Annotated in this window: 20 protein-coding genes; 13 read left to right on the top strand and 7 right to left on the bottom strand. The window is 63.9% G+C overall.

Annotated features, from left to right (window positions below; all coding sequences use genetic code 11):
* Window positions 1-7: 7 nt before the first annotated feature.
* From Q4A20_RS07420 to Q4A20_RS07395, 6 genes are all read right to left on the bottom strand, one after another.
* Window positions 8-796, bottom strand: coding sequence for a Sir2 family NAD-dependent protein deacetylase (locus tag Q4A20_RS07420; RefSeq protein ID WP_303121915.1), 789 nt, complete (start codon window positions 794-796; stop codon window positions 8-10).
* A 78-nt stretch (window positions 797-874) separates the two neighbouring features.
* Complete coding sequence (locus Q4A20_RS07415; RefSeq protein ID WP_303121866.1) at window positions 875-1,615, bottom strand: hypothetical protein; 741 nt, start codon at window positions 1,613-1,615, stop codon at window positions 875-877.
* A gap of 122 nt (window positions 1,616-1,737) precedes the next feature.
* Complete coding sequence (locus Q4A20_RS07410) at window positions 1,738-2,085, bottom strand: DUF4190 domain-containing protein (RefSeq protein WP_303121864.1); 348 nt, start codon at window positions 2,083-2,085, stop codon at window positions 1,738-1,740.
* A gap of 118 nt (window positions 2,086-2,203) precedes the next feature.
* On the bottom strand, window positions 2,204-2,833 hold the full coding sequence (locus Q4A20_RS07405; RefSeq protein ID WP_303121862.1) for a LytR C-terminal domain-containing protein: 630 nt from the start codon (window positions 2,831-2,833) through the stop codon (window positions 2,204-2,206).
* 71 nt (window positions 2,834-2,904) lie between these two features.
* Complete coding sequence (locus Q4A20_RS07400) at window positions 2,905-3,390, bottom strand: hypothetical protein (RefSeq protein WP_303121860.1); 486 nt, start codon at window positions 3,388-3,390, stop codon at window positions 2,905-2,907.
* 49 nt (window positions 3,391-3,439) lie between these two features.
* Entirely contained in the window at window positions 3,440-4,555 is a 1,116-nt protein-coding gene (locus tag Q4A20_RS07395; protein ID WP_303121859.1) for a DUF6177 family protein, read from the bottom strand.
* Window positions 4,556-4,818: 263 nt separating this feature from the next.
* Here Q4A20_RS07395 and Q4A20_RS07390 point away from each other — a divergent pair, with 263 nt between their 5' ends.
* From Q4A20_RS07390 to Q4A20_RS07330, 13 genes are all read left to right on the top strand, one after another.
* Window positions 4,819-5,154, top strand: a complete 336-nt coding sequence (locus Q4A20_RS07390; RefSeq protein WP_303121857.1) for a hypothetical protein — start codon at window positions 4,819-4,821, stop codon at window positions 5,152-5,154.
* 101 nt (window positions 5,155-5,255) lie between these two features.
* A complete protein-coding gene (locus tag Q4A20_RS07385; RefSeq protein ID WP_303121855.1) occupies window positions 5,256-5,567 on the top strand; it encodes a pore-forming ESAT-6 family protein in 312 nt (103 codons plus the stop codon).
* Window positions 5,568-5,572: 5 nt separating this feature from the next.
* Entirely contained in the window at window positions 5,573-5,944 is a 372-nt protein-coding gene (locus Q4A20_RS07380) for a DUF6507 family protein (RefSeq protein ID WP_303121852.1), read from the top strand.
* Between the two features lie 25 nt (window positions 5,945-5,969).
* Window positions 5,970-8,402, top strand: a complete 2,433-nt coding sequence (locus Q4A20_RS07375; RefSeq protein ID WP_303121849.1) for a DNA/RNA non-specific endonuclease — start codon at window positions 5,970-5,972, stop codon at window positions 8,400-8,402.
* 129 nt (window positions 8,403-8,531) lie between these two features.
* A complete protein-coding gene (locus tag Q4A20_RS07370) occupies window positions 8,532-8,966 on the top strand; it encodes a hypothetical protein (RefSeq protein ID WP_303121847.1) in 435 nt (144 codons plus the stop codon).
* A gap of 78 nt (window positions 8,967-9,044) precedes the next feature.
* Entirely contained in the window at window positions 9,045-9,248 is a 204-nt protein-coding gene (locus tag Q4A20_RS07365; protein ID WP_303121844.1) for a hypothetical protein, read from the top strand.
* A gap of 48 nt (window positions 9,249-9,296) precedes the next feature.
* Window positions 9,297-9,791, top strand: a complete 495-nt coding sequence (locus tag Q4A20_RS07360; RefSeq protein WP_303121842.1) for a hypothetical protein — start codon at window positions 9,297-9,299, stop codon at window positions 9,789-9,791.
* Window positions 9,792-9,869: 78 nt separating this feature from the next.
* Complete coding sequence (locus Q4A20_RS07355; RefSeq protein ID WP_303121840.1) at window positions 9,870-10,073, top strand: hypothetical protein; 204 nt, start codon at window positions 9,870-9,872, stop codon at window positions 10,071-10,073.
* 26 nt (window positions 10,074-10,099) lie between these two features.
* Window positions 10,100-10,603, top strand: a complete 504-nt coding sequence (locus Q4A20_RS07350; protein WP_303121838.1) for a hypothetical protein — start codon at window positions 10,100-10,102, stop codon at window positions 10,601-10,603.
* A gap of 293 nt (window positions 10,604-10,896) precedes the next feature.
* A complete protein-coding gene (locus Q4A20_RS07345) occupies window positions 10,897-11,439 on the top strand; it encodes a hypothetical protein (protein WP_303121836.1) in 543 nt (180 codons plus the stop codon).
* A gap of 316 nt (window positions 11,440-11,755) precedes the next feature.
* Complete coding sequence (locus tag Q4A20_RS07340) at window positions 11,756-12,265, top strand: hypothetical protein (RefSeq protein WP_303121834.1); 510 nt, start codon at window positions 11,756-11,758, stop codon at window positions 12,263-12,265.
* Between the two features lie 524 nt (window positions 12,266-12,789).
* On the top strand, window positions 12,790-13,230 hold the full coding sequence (locus Q4A20_RS07335; protein WP_303121833.1) for a hypothetical protein: 441 nt from the start codon (window positions 12,790-12,792) through the stop codon (window positions 13,228-13,230).
* Between the two features lie 323 nt (window positions 13,231-13,553).
* Window positions 13,554-13,823: a hypothetical protein gene (locus Q4A20_RS07330; protein WP_303121831.1), complete on the top strand. Its 270-nt coding sequence runs from the start codon at window positions 13,554-13,556 to the stop codon at window positions 13,821-13,823.
* Between the two features lie 466 nt (window positions 13,824-14,289).
* Here the strand turns inward: Q4A20_RS07330 and Q4A20_RS07325 are convergent.
* Window positions 14,290-14,599 (bottom strand): hypothetical protein (locus Q4A20_RS07325; RefSeq protein ID WP_303121828.1); only part of this gene is annotated, 310 nt, incomplete at its 5' end.

The following is a 14,599-nucleotide window of genomic DNA, read 5'->3' as shown; positions in this document are numbered from 1 at the left end:
GCGTCGCTCAGCCGATCAGCCGGTCGGCCAACGGGGCCAGGAACTCGCTGGTGCCGGCCTCCACCCGCACCGCGGCCAGTTCGTCCACCGCCGTCGGGCCGCGGTTGACCACCACCAGTTCGGCGCCGACCGCCAGCGCCTGGCGCACGATCCACAGGCCGGTCAGCACCGCCAGGCTGGTGCCCGCCACCAGCATAACGTCGCAGTGCTCGGCGGCCCGCATGGCCTCATCCATGGCGGCGGGCAGGCCCTCGCCGAAGAAGACGATGTCCGGCTTGAGCAGGCCGCCGCAGTCTTCGCACATGGCGGGGGTGAAGTCGCAGGCCTCGGCTGCGGCCCGGTCGGCCTCCGGGGTGATGGCCACGCGCGCCGGGTCGGTCTCGCGCGGGTGGTCGGGGTTGAGGGCGGTCAGGCGCTCATCGAGCGCGGCGCGGGAGGTGGTGCGTCCGCAGCCCAGGCACACGACCCGGTTGTAGGCGCCGTGCAGCTCCCACACGGTGCGCTGTCCGGCGCGGGAGTGTAGCCGGTCGACATTTTGGGTGGCTACGCCGGTCAACAACCCCGCCTCCTCCAGCCGGGCGAGCGCCAGGTGTCCCGGAGTCGGGGTCAGCGGGTCCAAGAGTCGCCAGGTGGCGTGATTGCGCGCCCACACCCACCTATACCAGACCGGGTCGGTGGCGAATTGGCGGAAGTCGACCGGCTCCACGGGAGTAGTGCCCATGCCCCGATAGTCGGGGATGCCGGAGTCGGTGGAGATGCCGGCGCCAGTGACCGCGAGCGTGCGGTGACCGGCCATCGACTCGGCGACGGTTTCAAGCGCTGATCTCGGCACGTGGCCTCACTAACGATCCTGGGACTGGAATTGGGGCCGCCCCTACTCCTGCTTGCCGAAGTGATTTACGAAGTTGCGGATGACCCGGCCCGCCATGTGCTCCTGCGAGCTGCGGGCCTCGGCCATGATGTTGTCCACCAGTCCGGGGTCGCCGTAGCCGGCGTCGGAGTAGACCGAGACGCGCTGGGCGAAGCGCTCGGCGTCGAGTTCGGGGTTGAACTGGGTGCCGTAGACGCTCTTGCCGACTCGGATCATCTGCACCGGGCAGTCCGCCGAGCTGGCCAGTAGGGTGGCATGCGCGGGCACCTCGACGGCGCCCTCGTGATGTCCGACGAAGGCGCTGAAGGTCTGCGGCATGTCCGCCAGCAGTGGATCCTCGCGGCCCGCGGCGGTCAGGTAGACGTCGGTGGTGCCCAGCTGCTCGCCGAACTCGCGGGAGGTGGGAGTGCCCAGGTAGCCGGCGAGCACCTCCAGGCCGAAGCCGGTGGCGAGTACGGGTACGCCCTCCTTGAGGGACATAGCCAGTAGTTCCCGGACCTGGTCTTCTACACGCAGCTGGGTGCGGGTCTTGGCGGACTCCGGTGTTGAGGTGTCGTAGGGGCTGCCGCCGATGAAGACGCCGGAGACGTCCTGGGCGGAGAAGGCGTCGGAGTAGTCGACCTCCTCAAGGAGGACGTGCTGGAGGAGTTCCGGCTCCAGCCCGCCCTGCAGCAGGAAGGAGTCGTACTCGCTTTGCGCGGCTTCCAGCTCAGGCCGCGTCGAGACCATGATGAAGGGCTTCACGCGATTACCATACGGGTTCTCGTGGCCGTCGAGTGCAGCACTTCCAGGTGGCCCGCCCCACCTGACTGTGGGGCCGGCCGCGCCCATTGGGTGTCGGCGTGGACGGCGTCGGGGGGCAGGGGTCAGGGTGCCTGCGTGATCATCCACCACAGCCACAACCAGCCGACGGTGGTTGCGGCGCCGACGACGGTGGCGAACCAGGCCTGGCCGTGGCCGGTGCCGTAGCCCCCGCGCAGGCGCCGCAGTGCCAGGCAGCCCAGCCCTAAGGCGAGCATGCCCAGCCCGGGTATGAAGCCGAGGACGGCACATACCAGGGCGGCGACGGCGGCCGTGTCGGTGCGCTGACGTGGAGCCTGGTAGCCGGGACCGGCGAAGATCTCGCCCGGGTTGAGCTGCTCGGTGCCCGGGAAGACGAAGTCGGCCGGGACGATGCGGGTGGGGTCCACGACGTCGGGCTGCTCTTGGCTCATGACGCCATCGTGCCACGGATCGGGTGGGCGGCTGCGTGAGCGCTGGGTGACGGACCTCAGACGGCGCCCGTCACCGTCGCCACCGCGGTGCATGCCTGCCGGGTTGGCGGCCGCCGTCCTAGTTGGTGGGTGCGGCGGCGGCCTCGGGGGTGGGGGTGATTGCAGCACAGTCGGCGGGGGCGGAGATCGCCTGACCGGCCTTGAGCTGGGTGATCTCCTCCTTGGTCAGGATGCCGGTGGAGTACCGCTCACCCAGCACCACACTGACCGTGGGGTCATTGGCGTCCTGCGTCTCATCGAGCTGCACAATCACCGATCCGGTGAACACCTGCTTGAGGGTGTAGGCGTTGGTCAGGCCTGCGGGGGAGGTGGTCAACTGAATCTCTCCGGAGTAATCGCCCTTGGGCCAGTCGGCCGTGTTGTTGACGGTGAGCCCCGCGTCTCCCAGCGTGTCCGCCACGCCTCCGGCCAGTCCCGAGGTGTCGGTGCCGTTGTAGACGTTGACCGGGATTGAGGTGATCTCCACCGTGGTGGCGTCAGTGGGCGGACAGGGCTGGACGATGGGGGCCGCGTCATCATCCGCGGAGGAGAAACCCGGATCATAGATGGCCGGCAGTATCCCGCTCCAGACCATGAGGCAGACGACGGTGATCGCGGCCAGCACCGTCAGTAGGCCTCCGATCACGATCGTTTGTCGGTGCTTGAGGCGGTGCCGGTACTCGGCGTAGGGGTCGGCGGAGGAACTCACCCCCTCAGCGTAGTGGACGGCGCCGCTGTGCGGGGTGCAGGCGGGATTTGATCGGGGTGGAGGATGCGTCGTCAATAGGCGCCCCGGCCGAACCGGATGTCGACTGTGGCGCGCCGCCACTGCTCCTGGGCGGCCCGGGTGGGCCTCCAACGGCCCTGCTCGTTGATCCGCCACCACCAGGGCTGCGGGACGGGCAGGATGGCTCCTTCGCAGACCGCTACGCCGTGGAACATGACGCCGACGTCGATGGGCACCTGGGTGAATACGTCGCAGCGCTCCTCCCAGGGCACCAGGAACTGGTTGACGACGTAGGGCGGCTCCCAGTCGATGGGGAAGTTCACCTGCAGGATGCGGCTGAGTTCGCGTGCGTCGGCCGCCAGGCTGGGACGGATGATCTCCAGGCTGGGGCGGCGGTCTGAGAACTCGGTGAAGATGACGACTCCGGAGTCGTTGGCGGTGCGCGTGTAGGTGGCGGTGATATCGCGGGCGAGCGCCAGACTGACGACGTCGAGGACCTCCGGTACCTCCTGGGTGACGGCGGTGATCATGCGGGGCACGGCTACTCCTTGAATCCTTGCATTCCTGGGTGATGTTCGCGCAGGCGGATCATGGACGCGGCGCGCCGGGGCCCTGGCTGCTGGGCGTGTCGGTGTCCGTCCCCAGTGCCCGGCGCACGTTCCCGGCGTCGCCGTCCAGAGTGCGCACCAGGTCGAGCAGGGGCTGCCAGTCGGCGTCGAAATTGGATTCGAGGGGCACCAGCAGGCCGCGGCGGCGGCCGTAACCGGTGGTCTCGCCGCCGTGGGCCGAGGCCACCTGTGCGGCGTCGGCATGGAGCTGCCGCATGCCCGGTGCGCCGATGAGCACGGCCAGGGGCGTGGGCGGGCGGCGCATGGTGACCGGCAGGGAGGTGTCGGCGCGGGCATAGGTGCGCATGGCGAGCGCGAACTGGGGCTTGGTCTGGGTGGACAGGGCCCGGAACAGGGCCATGGCCCGGTCGCGGTAGCCGGTGGCCGGTGTTGCCCCGGCGAGGTTCAGCTCCGCGTACTCCTCCAGCCCGTTGTCGGTGCGGGAGACGGTGAGTGTGCCGGTGAGGATGCCGCCGGAGCCGTGGCCGGCCACCACCAGGTGGACGGTGGGCATGCGGGCGCGGCAGAAGCCGGTCAGGGCGTCGCGATCCCAGAATGCGCCGGCCGGCTCGTATCCGCCCCAGGACAGTCCTGCGTCTGGCAGCAGGTGATCGCGGACCAGTTCGACCACGGCGCCGAGTCGGGTGGCGCGCCGGGCGGGGTGGTAGGCGGAGATGGAGACGGTCAGGTTGGGACGGACATCTCGCTGCACCATGTGCCTCGGGGAGATTTTCAACTGCCTTTCGGCCAGCACCTCAAGGGTCTGGGCCAGGTGCGGTATCAGGCGGCCGGAGCGTAGCTCGCGGTAACTGCCGCTCTCCTTGATGAGCACGATGGTGCCGGTGGCGTCGGTGAGGCGGTCGAATGCGGGGGTGACGGCGCTGTGCTCGGGAACCACCAGGATGGTGCGCTGAGCGCTCGTGGCGGTGCGGTGCAGCAGGTCGGCCAGTGGCTCGGTCAGGGCGACGACGGGGCCGGGCAGGCTGGTGATGCGGGCCCGGTTGCCGAGTTGGGCGTCGATCATGGGGTGCGTCATCTTGAATGTGGGCCGTTCGGCCTGCGATGCGCCGGGCAGTGAGAATGTTCCGGAAGGCATGGGTGGGCGGCGCTCCTTCACGGGTCGGACAATGAACGGTGGGTCGTCGGCAGCGCATGCGCGTGCCGGCTCTGACTGCGGGCCGTGCCGGTACGGCTGGCTGGGCGCCGGCCGACTCGCGGTAGACGTTACTCTTGCGTGACTGCGGATGGAGTGCAAGGCTACCCGGTGGAGCCGTTCCGCGGCCCCGGCGGTCCCGGATCGGCACTCGTATCGGGCTGCGTGACACCTGCAATGGATTCCTTCCCCGAGGGGGGTAACAGATGAAGTTCGACATGGGCTCGTCCACGCTGACGACGCTGACCAAGCAGACCTCCTCCTCCAACGAGGATCTGGGAGCGCTGGTTAAGGAGTTGGTGGCGGCGGCGGAGCCGCTGGAGGGCCGCTTCAACGGCAGTGGCCGGGCTGCGTTCGACCGGTTCAAGACCCGTACGGATGAGGTCTCGGCGGAGCTGAACGCCTCCTTGGCCGCGGTGCTGCGCGGCATCAGCGGCATGGACGCCGCCTTCATTCAGGGTGAGCAGGAGATGGTGGACACCACGCGGTCCGCCGAGGGCTCGGTGAGCTTCGACTCCGCCCGCTTCGGTTCCGCGCGCTGACCCGGCTCGGCGTGACTCACCGGTTGGCGCCGGTGCGAACGGCGTTGATCAGTCAAGACTTCGACGATTACCTGACTCGTGTCCTCAAGGAGGGGGCAACTATGGCCAACCAGATCGATAAGCGGTCCTACGACGTCGGCGCCTCTCAGGAGGTGCAGACGAATTTCGAGCGGGTCGCCTCCCGGCTTGAGAGCCTGATCAATCAGCGTGACAGCGACGTTAAGGCCGCCATGTCCCAGTACCAGGCGGAGGGCGTGTCGGATGAGTATCAGGCGAAGGAGCTGCGCTGGAAGAACGCAGCGGGCGAGGTGCGGGGGATTATCGCCACGCTGCGGCAGTCGATGCAGACCACGGATGAGGGAGCCCAGTCCACGTTGCAGCGTGCCCGCCGGGCCGTGGATGAGATTGGCTGACGGCGGTGTCATCCTGGGATATCGACCCCGACGGCGTGGCGCAGGTGCTGTCGGCGGAGCGGGCGCTGGTGGACTCCACCCCGGGGCAGGAGGGCGACTTCTCCTCAGCGCTCAACGGCGTCGGTACCGAACTGGAGAATGCGATCACGCCGTGCAACCAGGCGAGCGGCATGGGCACCAACTCCGAAGGGGTGGAACTCACGCAGTCGCCACTCGTGGCCAGCGCGCTCATCGACTGGATCGATACGCACAAACCCGACTTCGAGTCCATCACCACCACGATCAGCAACGTGCTGAACAACACCGTCAGCGCCGTCAACGCCTACCAGCAGCACGATGAGGCCTCCGCGCTGGAGTTCCAGCGCCAGGCCAAGTGACACCCCTACGCAGTGAATCGACCCCATGGCTACTCCCTTTGATGAGACGAAGATCCCCGCCGTCGACTTCGACGTCGAGTCGCTGAGTTCGGCGGCGACGAACCTGAAGACGAAGGCCGGTGACCTGCGCACCACCGGGTCGGACGTTAAGACCAAGTGGGCCGGCATCCAGAACGTGTACAAGGCACCCGAGCAGGAGACCCTGTACTCGGCCATGGACCCGGTGGCGACGAACACCGATACGCTGGCCACCGCTCTGGAGAGCATGGCCGGCTACCTGAGCACCTTCGCGGACTCCATGTCCGGCATCAAGTCGCGCGCGCAGACCCTGAAGGCGAACGCACTGGCCTTCAAGGCGAAGATCAAGGACAACCCGGAGTGGGACCACGATCAGGACCTGGTCAATGAGAACAATGGCCTGATCACCACCGCCAACGGCATTCAGGTGGATATGTGGGATGCGGAGCGGACCTGCGCCAACGCCATCCGCGCCCTGGACGGCCTGGAGGGCTACCACGCCAACCCCAAGGGGGACAACGACAAGCTGGGTTACGGATACTCGGATATTCCCGAGGACGCCGAGGGCATGCCCTGGGGCAGCCCGGTGGACCGCCAGGACGCCTGCCCGAAGAAGGCGGGAGTGGCAGTGAAGCGCTTCCTGTGGGACGGGCTGGTGTGTGAGGGCCTGGGTGGCATGGTCAACGGCGTGCTGAATCTGGGCGGGGCTGAGTTCGAGGGCAGTGACGGATTAACGCACGACTGGGGTCGCGCTGCGTCCACTGGGAAGGGGATGAGCATGCTGCTCGGCTTCACCTGGAACCAGGACGGCAGCTACGGCGGGTGGCATCCGTCGCCGACGGCCACGGGTGCCTGGAAGGAAACCGTCAAAGGTATCGTCTGCTGGGACGTGTGGGAGGATGACCCGGCCCGAGCTTTTGGCGGAGCGTTGTTCAATATCGCTTCGTTCGCGCTGCCCGGTCTTGGAATAGCGACGAAGGTCACTTCCGGAGCCTCCAAGGTGGGTAGGGTCGCGCGCTGGGCGGCCGCCGCGGGCAAGGTGCTGAACTACCTGGACCCGTTGGGCGTGGTGGCGGATATGACGTTGGCCAGAGGTCTCAGGGTTGCTCTGGGCAGGGTTGATTTGGACTTTATTGGTCTTGATCTGCCTGGTCGGAGGGCTGGGGCGGATGGTGTCACGGGGATGGATGTTGATGTTGACGCCCGTACTGGTTTGCCTGATGTGGGGGTTGACGTTGACGCTGGGGTGCGGAGCCCACGTACCCACGGTGATGGGAGTAATCAGACTCCGGATGTGAGTGGGGTTGATCTAGGCCGCAGCGACGTGGACGTGCCTGGCACGCGGCGTACCCCGGAGGTGAGCGCTGCTCCTGATACGCCCGATGCTCCACATACCCGTGGTGGTGATGGGGTTGACGTGCCGGAGGGCGGCCGTAGGCCTGATGCCGATGCGACGCCCGACGGTGGCAGGAGCCCGGACGGGGACGTGAGTCCGGACGGGCGCGCTCCTGATGCGGATACACCTGATGGGGCGCGGCGGACGCCTGACGGCGATGCGGTCCCCGATGGCGGCAGGGCTCCCGATGGGCAGGCGCCGGATGGGGCGGATTCTCCGGACGTGAAGGACTCTCCCGATGCCGGGGACCGCACGCCGGACTACGACCCGGACAAGGATGCGTTCAACCAGGAGCACCGGCCCAGCACGGAGCAGACGGTTAAGGTTGATGCTGACAGTCCGCTGGTGCCGAAGGCGACTAAGCCCTTTGGCAAGGGTGTGGACTTGGACCCGAATACCTGTTACGAGGTGGAGGGGCGTGGTAAGTACTACACCAATGACGCCGGTGAGATTGTGCATGTGGAGGCGGACTCGGCGGTGCAGCGACAGACGCTGCTGGGGCGGACCTCCACTACGATGAACCCGGATTTGAAGGACCCCTTGCCGAATGCGACGTACACGGTGGATGGGAAGTTCCACTACACAACCGATGAGTGGGGTCGTACCGTGCGTCTTCAGGTGGATCGGCTGGATTGGGTGCCCGAGGACGCGCGGTATCGGTCTGAGTCTGCGCAGAAGCGTATCGGCCACTACGGTGATGGTCTGGGTGGTGGTTATGACGGCGGGCATTTGGCCGGAGCAGAGTATGGGGGTCCGCCGGAGGACATCAATGTGTGGCCAATGCTGAAGGAAAGGAACCGGGGCATCAGCGACACTTATGCTGAGAGCTTCAAGGCGTTGGAAGATGAAATAGCGAAGAATCCCGACGCCTACCGCAATATCGACATCCGTATCGAGTACGACGGCCCGCCCGCGAACGCCGGCTCAGTGACCAGGCTGGGGGACGTGAACCCGGTCGATAGAGTGCCTACCGAGTTTACTGTCAGTTGGGTGGATCAGAACGGAGTGCAATGGGATCTGCCGTTTAATAATAGGCGATCTTGAGGACGTTTGTGATGACAATATGCGAGGAGGCAACAGACGGTGTCTAATGCAGGAAACCCCCGGGAGCTGTTGGGGGAAGTTGAAGCTAGGCTTGTGCAGTGGCTGCGAGAAGAGTCACGTGGAACTCGAGTGGACATTATTATGGTCGGTATCGGTCGGGTGCAGCTTCGAACCGGGACGCTGGTGGTGAACGGTATCGAAGTGCCAGCTAATATTCCCTATGAGGTTGCGGCAGTACAAATGAATCATTTGCGTGCGGCGCAGGTTGTTCCTGGTCGGGGTGCGTGGACGTGGTGTCGGTTGTGGATGGATGTGTCTGATGGGGTGTTGCATCAGGAGTGTGATTGGATGCGTGAGCCGGTTTTCAGTCGTGCTTCTGGTGATGTGCGTCCGGGGCCGGGTGATTGTTGGAGTGAGTTGGAGCGGTATCCGCGTGATGATGAGTTTATTCCGGATTGGTTGCGTAGGGGGTATGAGGTGGAGTTGAAGCGGCGTGAGCGTAATGCTCGTCGGCGTGAGGCGCGTCGTCGGAAGCGCGAGCAGGAGCGGGAGCGCGGGGACTGACTCGTTTGGGTAGTCAGTCTGCCGCTGGTTATGACGGCAGACTCGGTGAGAGGAGATTGTCCGGGTAGTTTCTACGAGTTGGAGCAGAAGATCGCTGACAACCCGGGCGACTACCGGAACATCGACATACGTATCGAGTACGACGGCCCGCCCGCAAACGCTGGCTCAGTGACTAGGCTGGGGGACGTTAACCCGGTCGACAGAGTACCAACCAGGTTCGTTGTTAACTGGATTGATGAGGGTGGCGCTGTGCAGAGGCGTCCGTTCGTCAACCGTAAATGATGTTGCGCACTAAGTCAGATAGGGAGAGTTGGCGCGATGAGGAATGAGATGTCTGCTGAGGAGATGCTCGGTGAGATTGAGTCTGGTCTTGTTGGCTGGCTGGAAAAGGTAGGTGGTGAGCGAGTTGACACGTACATGGTGGGTATAGGTTTAGTGCAGCATCATACATCTTGGGTGGTGATTGATGGAGTGAGGAAGTCTGCGGATATCGATTACGAGGTAACCCGTGTAATGGATGATTTGCGGGCTGCGCAGGTGTTGCCTGGTCGTGGGGCGTGGACGTGGTGTCGGTTGTGGATGGATGTGTCTGATGGGGTGTTGCATCAGGAGTGTGATTGGATGCGTGAGCCGGATTTTGGTTCGGTGCCGGCGGGTGCTGGTGAGTATGCGATTGAGTTGGACATCTATCCGCGTGATGATGAGTTTATTCCGGATTGGTTGGCTGAGCGTGCGGCGGTGTATGAGAAGCGTAAGGAGCGTAATGCTCGTCGGCGTGAGGCGCGTCGTCGTAAGCGTGAGCAGGAGCGGGAGCGCGGTGACTGAGTCGGTTGGTTCGTCAGTCTGCCGCTGGTTGTGACGGCAGACTTGGTGAGAGGAGATTGTCCGGGTAGTTTCTACGAGTTGGAGCAGAAGATTGCTGACAACCCGGGCTGCTACCGGAGCATCGACATACGTATCGAGTACGACGGCCCGCCCGCAAACGCTGGCTCAGTGACCAGGCTGGGGGATGTGAACCCGGTCGACAGAGTACCGACGCGGTGGAGGGTGCTCTCGCAGGACGCCAACGGGGTGGCAAGGACTCCGGAGACGTTTAGAAATCGGTGAAGGACAATATAAAGGAGATGACTAGCATGCCTGGAGAACAGCAGTCCGCACAAAGACTCATTCAAGAAACTGAAGAGTCTATGAGAGCTTGGATTCTCCAAGAGGGTGCCAGCCGTATCGAAATAACTATCAATAACATCGGCTGGTATGGTCAGTTTGATCCACAGTTGACCATAAATGGTGTGACGAGCAGGGCTATACCGCCGTACGGCATACGATTGCCGTTCGATGAATTACGCGATGCGCAGGCTATTCCTGGTAGGGGTGCGTGGACGTGGTGTCGGTTGTGGATGGATGCGTCTGATGGGGTGTTGCATCAGGAGTGTGATTGGATGCGTGAGCCGATGTTCGAGGACTCGAATGCGGGCGCGGGTGAGTATGCGATTGAACTTGATGTCCATCCGCGTGATCCTGAGTTTGTTCCGGGGTGGTTGGCTGAGCGTGCGGCGGCGTATGAGAAGCGTAAGGAGCGTAATGCTCGTCGGCGTGAGGCTCGTCGTCGTAAGCGTGAGCGGGAGCGCGGTGACTGAGTCGGTTGGTTCGTCAGTCTGCCGCTGGTTCTGATGGCAGATCCGGCGAATGGTAGTCATCCGGGCAGCTTCTACGAGCTGGAGCAGAAGATCGCTGACAACCCGGGCGACTACCGGAGCATTGATATCACTATTGAGTATGACGGTCCTCCGACGAACCCGGATTCTGTCACTCGTCTCGGTGATGTCAAGCCAACAGACAGAGTGCCAACAAAGTTTGCGATTGATTGGGTCGACGAGAACGGAGTTGCAAAGCACGTTCCATTCGACAACAGACGCGTATAATAGTGTGGATGACGACACGCGAAAGGGTAGACACTGCGATGAGCGCGAGCACAGAGAGAATCGCTTTACTAGACAACTTGGAAAATGAAGTACGTGCGTGGCTAGAAAGTGATATTGGATCACGAATGGAGATAGAAATGTTCGGGATCGGCGTAGTTCAAGAGCACGTGGCATGGCTGACTGTAGAAGAACAGCGCAGATCTGTGAAGATACCTCGTGAAGTAGCGAGGTTGTCGGACGAGCTTCGTCGTGCGCAGGTGGTTCCTGGTTGGGGTGCGTGGACGTGGTGTCGGTTGTGGATGGATGTGTCTGATGGGGTGTTGCATCAGGAGTGTGATTGGATGCGTGAGCCGGTTTTCAGTCGTGCTTCTGGTGATGTGCGTCCGGGGCCGGGTGATTGTTGGAGTGAGTTGGAGCGGTATCCGCGTGATGATGAGTTTATTCCGGATTGGTTGCGTAGGGGGTATGAGGTGGAGTTGAAGCGGCGTGAGCGTAATGCTCGTCGGCGTGAGGCGCGTCGTCGTAAGCGTGAGCGGGAGCGCGGTGACTGAGTCGTTTGGGTCGTCAGTCTGCCGCTGGTTCTGATGCCAGATCCGGCGAATGGTAGTCATCCGGGTAGTTTCTACGAGTTGGAGCAGAAGATTGCTGACAACCCGGGCGACTATCGGAGCATCGATATCCGTATCGAGTACGATGGGCCGCCCGCAAACGCCGGCTCAGTGACCAGGCTGAGGGATGTGAACCCGGTGGACAGGGTACCGACTAAATTCACGGTTCACTGGGTAGACGAACGGGCGGTACCGAGGAGTAGGCCGTTCGTGAACAGGCAATGAAGTAGCTTAGCGGGAATTGTGTGTTGAAGGAGTGGTGCAATTGCGTGGGATCGCGAATGCGAGTGAGTTGATGGCGCAGGCTGAGTCGAGTATTTATGCCTGGTTGAAAGCCGAGTCGGTAGATAGGGTTGACGTAGAAATCCAGGGGATTGGTCTGGTTCAGGATATCTTGGTGTGGCTGACCGTAAACGGGACGAAGAATCATGGACGCATTCCGTATGGTGTCGCTGAGCCTACGATCTCCGATTTGCGGGCTGCGCAGGTGTTGCCTGGTCGTGGGGCGTGGACGTGGTGTCGGTTGTGGATGGATGTGTCTGATGGGGTGTTGCATCAGGAGTGTGATTGGATGCGTGAGCCGGATTTTGGTTCGGTGCCGGCGGGTGCTGGTGAGTATGCGATTGAGTTGGACATCTATCCGCGTGATGATGAGTTTATTCCGGATTGGTTGGCTGAGCGTGCGGCGGTGTATGAGAAGCGTAAGGAGCGTAATGCTCGTCGGCGTGAGGCGCGTCGTCGTAAGCGTGAGCGGGAGCGCAGCGAGTGACCCAAGTTGCGGCGGAATCCTGGTGCGTCCAAATCCATGAAAAACACGCCCGGGGGCGTTGACTTCCTGGGAGGAAACGTTGGAATCATGCGGGCGGCGGATTGGCTCCGGCGGGTGTAGACGGTGATTGTCATAGATTGTGACTGGGCTCCAGGCGCACACGCCTCCACGGCCACGCGCCCTCGGACCGTGAGCGTCGTCGGCGGTGACGGGGTCCAACGCGACCGCAGACCCGCTTTGGTGTCCGGATTCGGGACAAACGGCGGTGCCGGCCTCAGCCAGCGGAAGCAGAACCGCGTGATTTCAACGATCTCCGCGCAGGCGCACAGGTGTCCAGGAGCCGTTTGTCCCGGTTCAGGACACAAGCTCGCCCCGGAGTGGCTGGAACGCAGCTTGGAAAGCGTTGCGGACGATCGTGACGCGTGCAACCCCGCTCGGGGCTGCGGTGCGTTGTCCTTCGCGGTAGTGTCGTTTTGGTAAACGCCGATGCCAGTTTGACCCGAGCAGAGTAGAGGCAGGAACTCATGACCGAGTGGTCCTTCGAAGCACAGATGCAGGCCGTCGAGACGCTGTCCGACGCCTGCGCACGCTGGATGCGCTCCGCCCACGTGGAGGAGATGTCAATCGAGGTGCAGGCCGTAGGCGCCCGCGCCGGCGTGCGCAGCCGCGCACTCCGCTCCTCCGGGCTGATGCGGCGCGGCGGCTGGGAGGACAACGTCGTGCCCAGGGAGGTAGTAGAACCCGCCGTCAAGGTGCGCATCGCCATGGCCCGGCCGGGCGGCGGCGCCTGGACCAGGGGCGTATTCACCATGAACAAGCAGGACTATCAGCTCGTCTCCGACTTCGACTACGACCACGAACCCGTCCTCAACCCGCCCTACACTCCCGAGGACGTAGCCCAAGAGCTTCAGCTCTTCCCCCGCGACCCCAAAGCGACCCCGGACTGGATGAAGCAGAACCAGTGAGCAGCCCCTACCCCGAGTACCCGCGTTCTCCACAGTACCCCCAGCAGCAGGCCTCGCTGCCGCCAACACAGGCCCAGCCCACACCCGGCGGCCCATACCCGGCATATCAGGCGCCGCACCCGATCCCGCCCGGGACGCCGCAGCAGGTGCCGTACCCTCCCCACGGTCAGCCGTACTACCCGCAGGCACGACTCCAGCCGACCGACGCGTATGCGTGGTGCATCGGGCTGCTTGTGTTCGTTCTGATTCCTGGTCTGGGTTCCGTTGTGGCGTCCATCGCTATGATCGCTGTCGGCTTGCGTTGTAGGAGGCGGCCCGAGCCCATGCGCACCAACGGCACCGCCGCCGCCAGCTGGGGAATCAACTACCTACTCGCCACGATTGTTTTTCCAGGCATTCCGCTGCTGACGGTGTTTGGCGTATTGCCCGCTGACTCGTTGCCCGGTGGCACGGATGATTTTTTCCCATGGGGCGCGTTGGGGATGGCCTGGCTGCTCATCTCCCTGTTCCACGTGATCATCTGCATCGCCTTCTGCGTGCGGGCCTCACGCGGCAAGGTCGTCCCCTTCCGCGGCATCCCCTTCATCAAGTAGCCGGGCACCCCAACCGCGCACCCACGGGGCACTGCGCCACTACGCCTTGCAAACACGAAGAGCCCGTAAAGCGGCGCTTCCGGCTTGAGGGTGCGTCGGTGTTGGGCGCTGTCTAGCTGGTGGGTTGCCGGTGGGTGGTGTGCATGCAGGCGGCCTTCCAGGTGGGCGGAATGTCCGAAATCGGCACAAAGGCCGCCGGTGACCGCTGGGGCAGTTTCTGATACCGCATGATTCCAACGTTCTGCCTGCGGCTGCCCGCGACGTCGGAGTCGTTTGTGCCGATTCCGGACACTTCGGGCCACCACTAACGCCACTTGGCGCCAACGACAGGCCACCCAGACAGCTCCCCATCCCGAAATCAGGCCAATACCAGAATCGTCATCGCCAACATCACCGCCCCCTACCCCACACACCCGAGGTCCCCCCCCCAACACCACGCCCCCAAAACCCGAAGAGCCCATAAAGCTCACTCGCCGGGCGGCGTGAAATGTCCGACCTGAGCCAAGCGGGGCTTGCGGCCGCGACGCACCCACCAGCCGCGCCCGGCCCGCAGATGCTCCGCCCGCACCCCGCCGATCAGCACGCCCTCGCCACGGTCACCGTCCATGATCAGGCCGGTCGCCCCCGTATCCCGCAACGCCTGCAACAACTGGTCGTACAGGGCCCGCGAAGCCCCCGCCACCGGCCGTGCCAGCACCACATTCAGACGCAGATCCCGCGCCGATGACAAGAACGGGATGATCGGCCCCAGAGGCCCAGTGCCGCCCGAGGACAGA

Origin of the sequence: Actinomyces sp. (assembly GCF_030530635.1) — a bacterium.
Lineage (GTDB): Bacteria > Actinomycetota > Actinomycetes > Actinomycetales > Actinomycetaceae > Actinomyces.
Note: the sequence above shows the minus strand (reverse complement) of the source record. Positions and strands in the feature narration are given on the sequence as shown.

Coding starts and splice junctions, on each gene's coding strand:
- Q4A20_RS07420 (WP_303121915.1), bottom strand. CDS start 796: ATGGCCGGTCACCGCACGCTCGCGGTCACTGGCGCCGGCATCTCCACC.
- Q4A20_RS07410 (WP_303121864.1), bottom strand. CDS start 2,085: ATGAGCCAAGAGCAGCCCGACGTCGTGGACCCCACCCGCATCGTCCCG.
- Q4A20_RS07395 (WP_303121859.1), bottom strand. CDS start 4,555: ATGCCTTCCGGAACATTCTCACTGCCCGGCGCATCGCAGGCCGAACGG.
- Q4A20_RS07390 (WP_303121857.1), top strand. CDS start 4,819: ATGAAGTTCGACATGGGCTCGTCCACGCTGACGACGCTGACCAAGCAG.
- Q4A20_RS07385 (WP_303121855.1), top strand. CDS start 5,256: ATGGCCAACCAGATCGATAAGCGGTCCTACGACGTCGGCGCCTCTCAG.
- Q4A20_RS07375 (WP_303121849.1), top strand. CDS start 5,970: ATGGCTACTCCCTTTGATGAGACGAAGATCCCCGCCGTCGACTTCGAC.
- Q4A20_RS07360 (WP_303121842.1), top strand. CDS start 9,297: ATGTCTGCTGAGGAGATGCTCGGTGAGATTGAGTCTGGTCTTGTTGGC.
- Q4A20_RS07350 (WP_303121838.1), top strand. CDS start 10,100: ATGCCTGGAGAACAGCAGTCCGCACAAAGACTCATTCAAGAAACTGAA.
- Q4A20_RS07345 (WP_303121836.1), top strand. CDS start 10,897: ATGACGACACGCGAAAGGGTAGACACTGCGATGAGCGCGAGCACAGAG.
- Q4A20_RS07335 (WP_303121833.1), top strand. CDS start 12,790: ATGACCGAGTGGTCCTTCGAAGCACAGATGCAGGCCGTCGAGACGCTG.
- Q4A20_RS07330 (WP_303121831.1), top strand. CDS start 13,554: ATGCGCACCAACGGCACCGCCGCCGCCAGCTGGGGAATCAACTACCTA.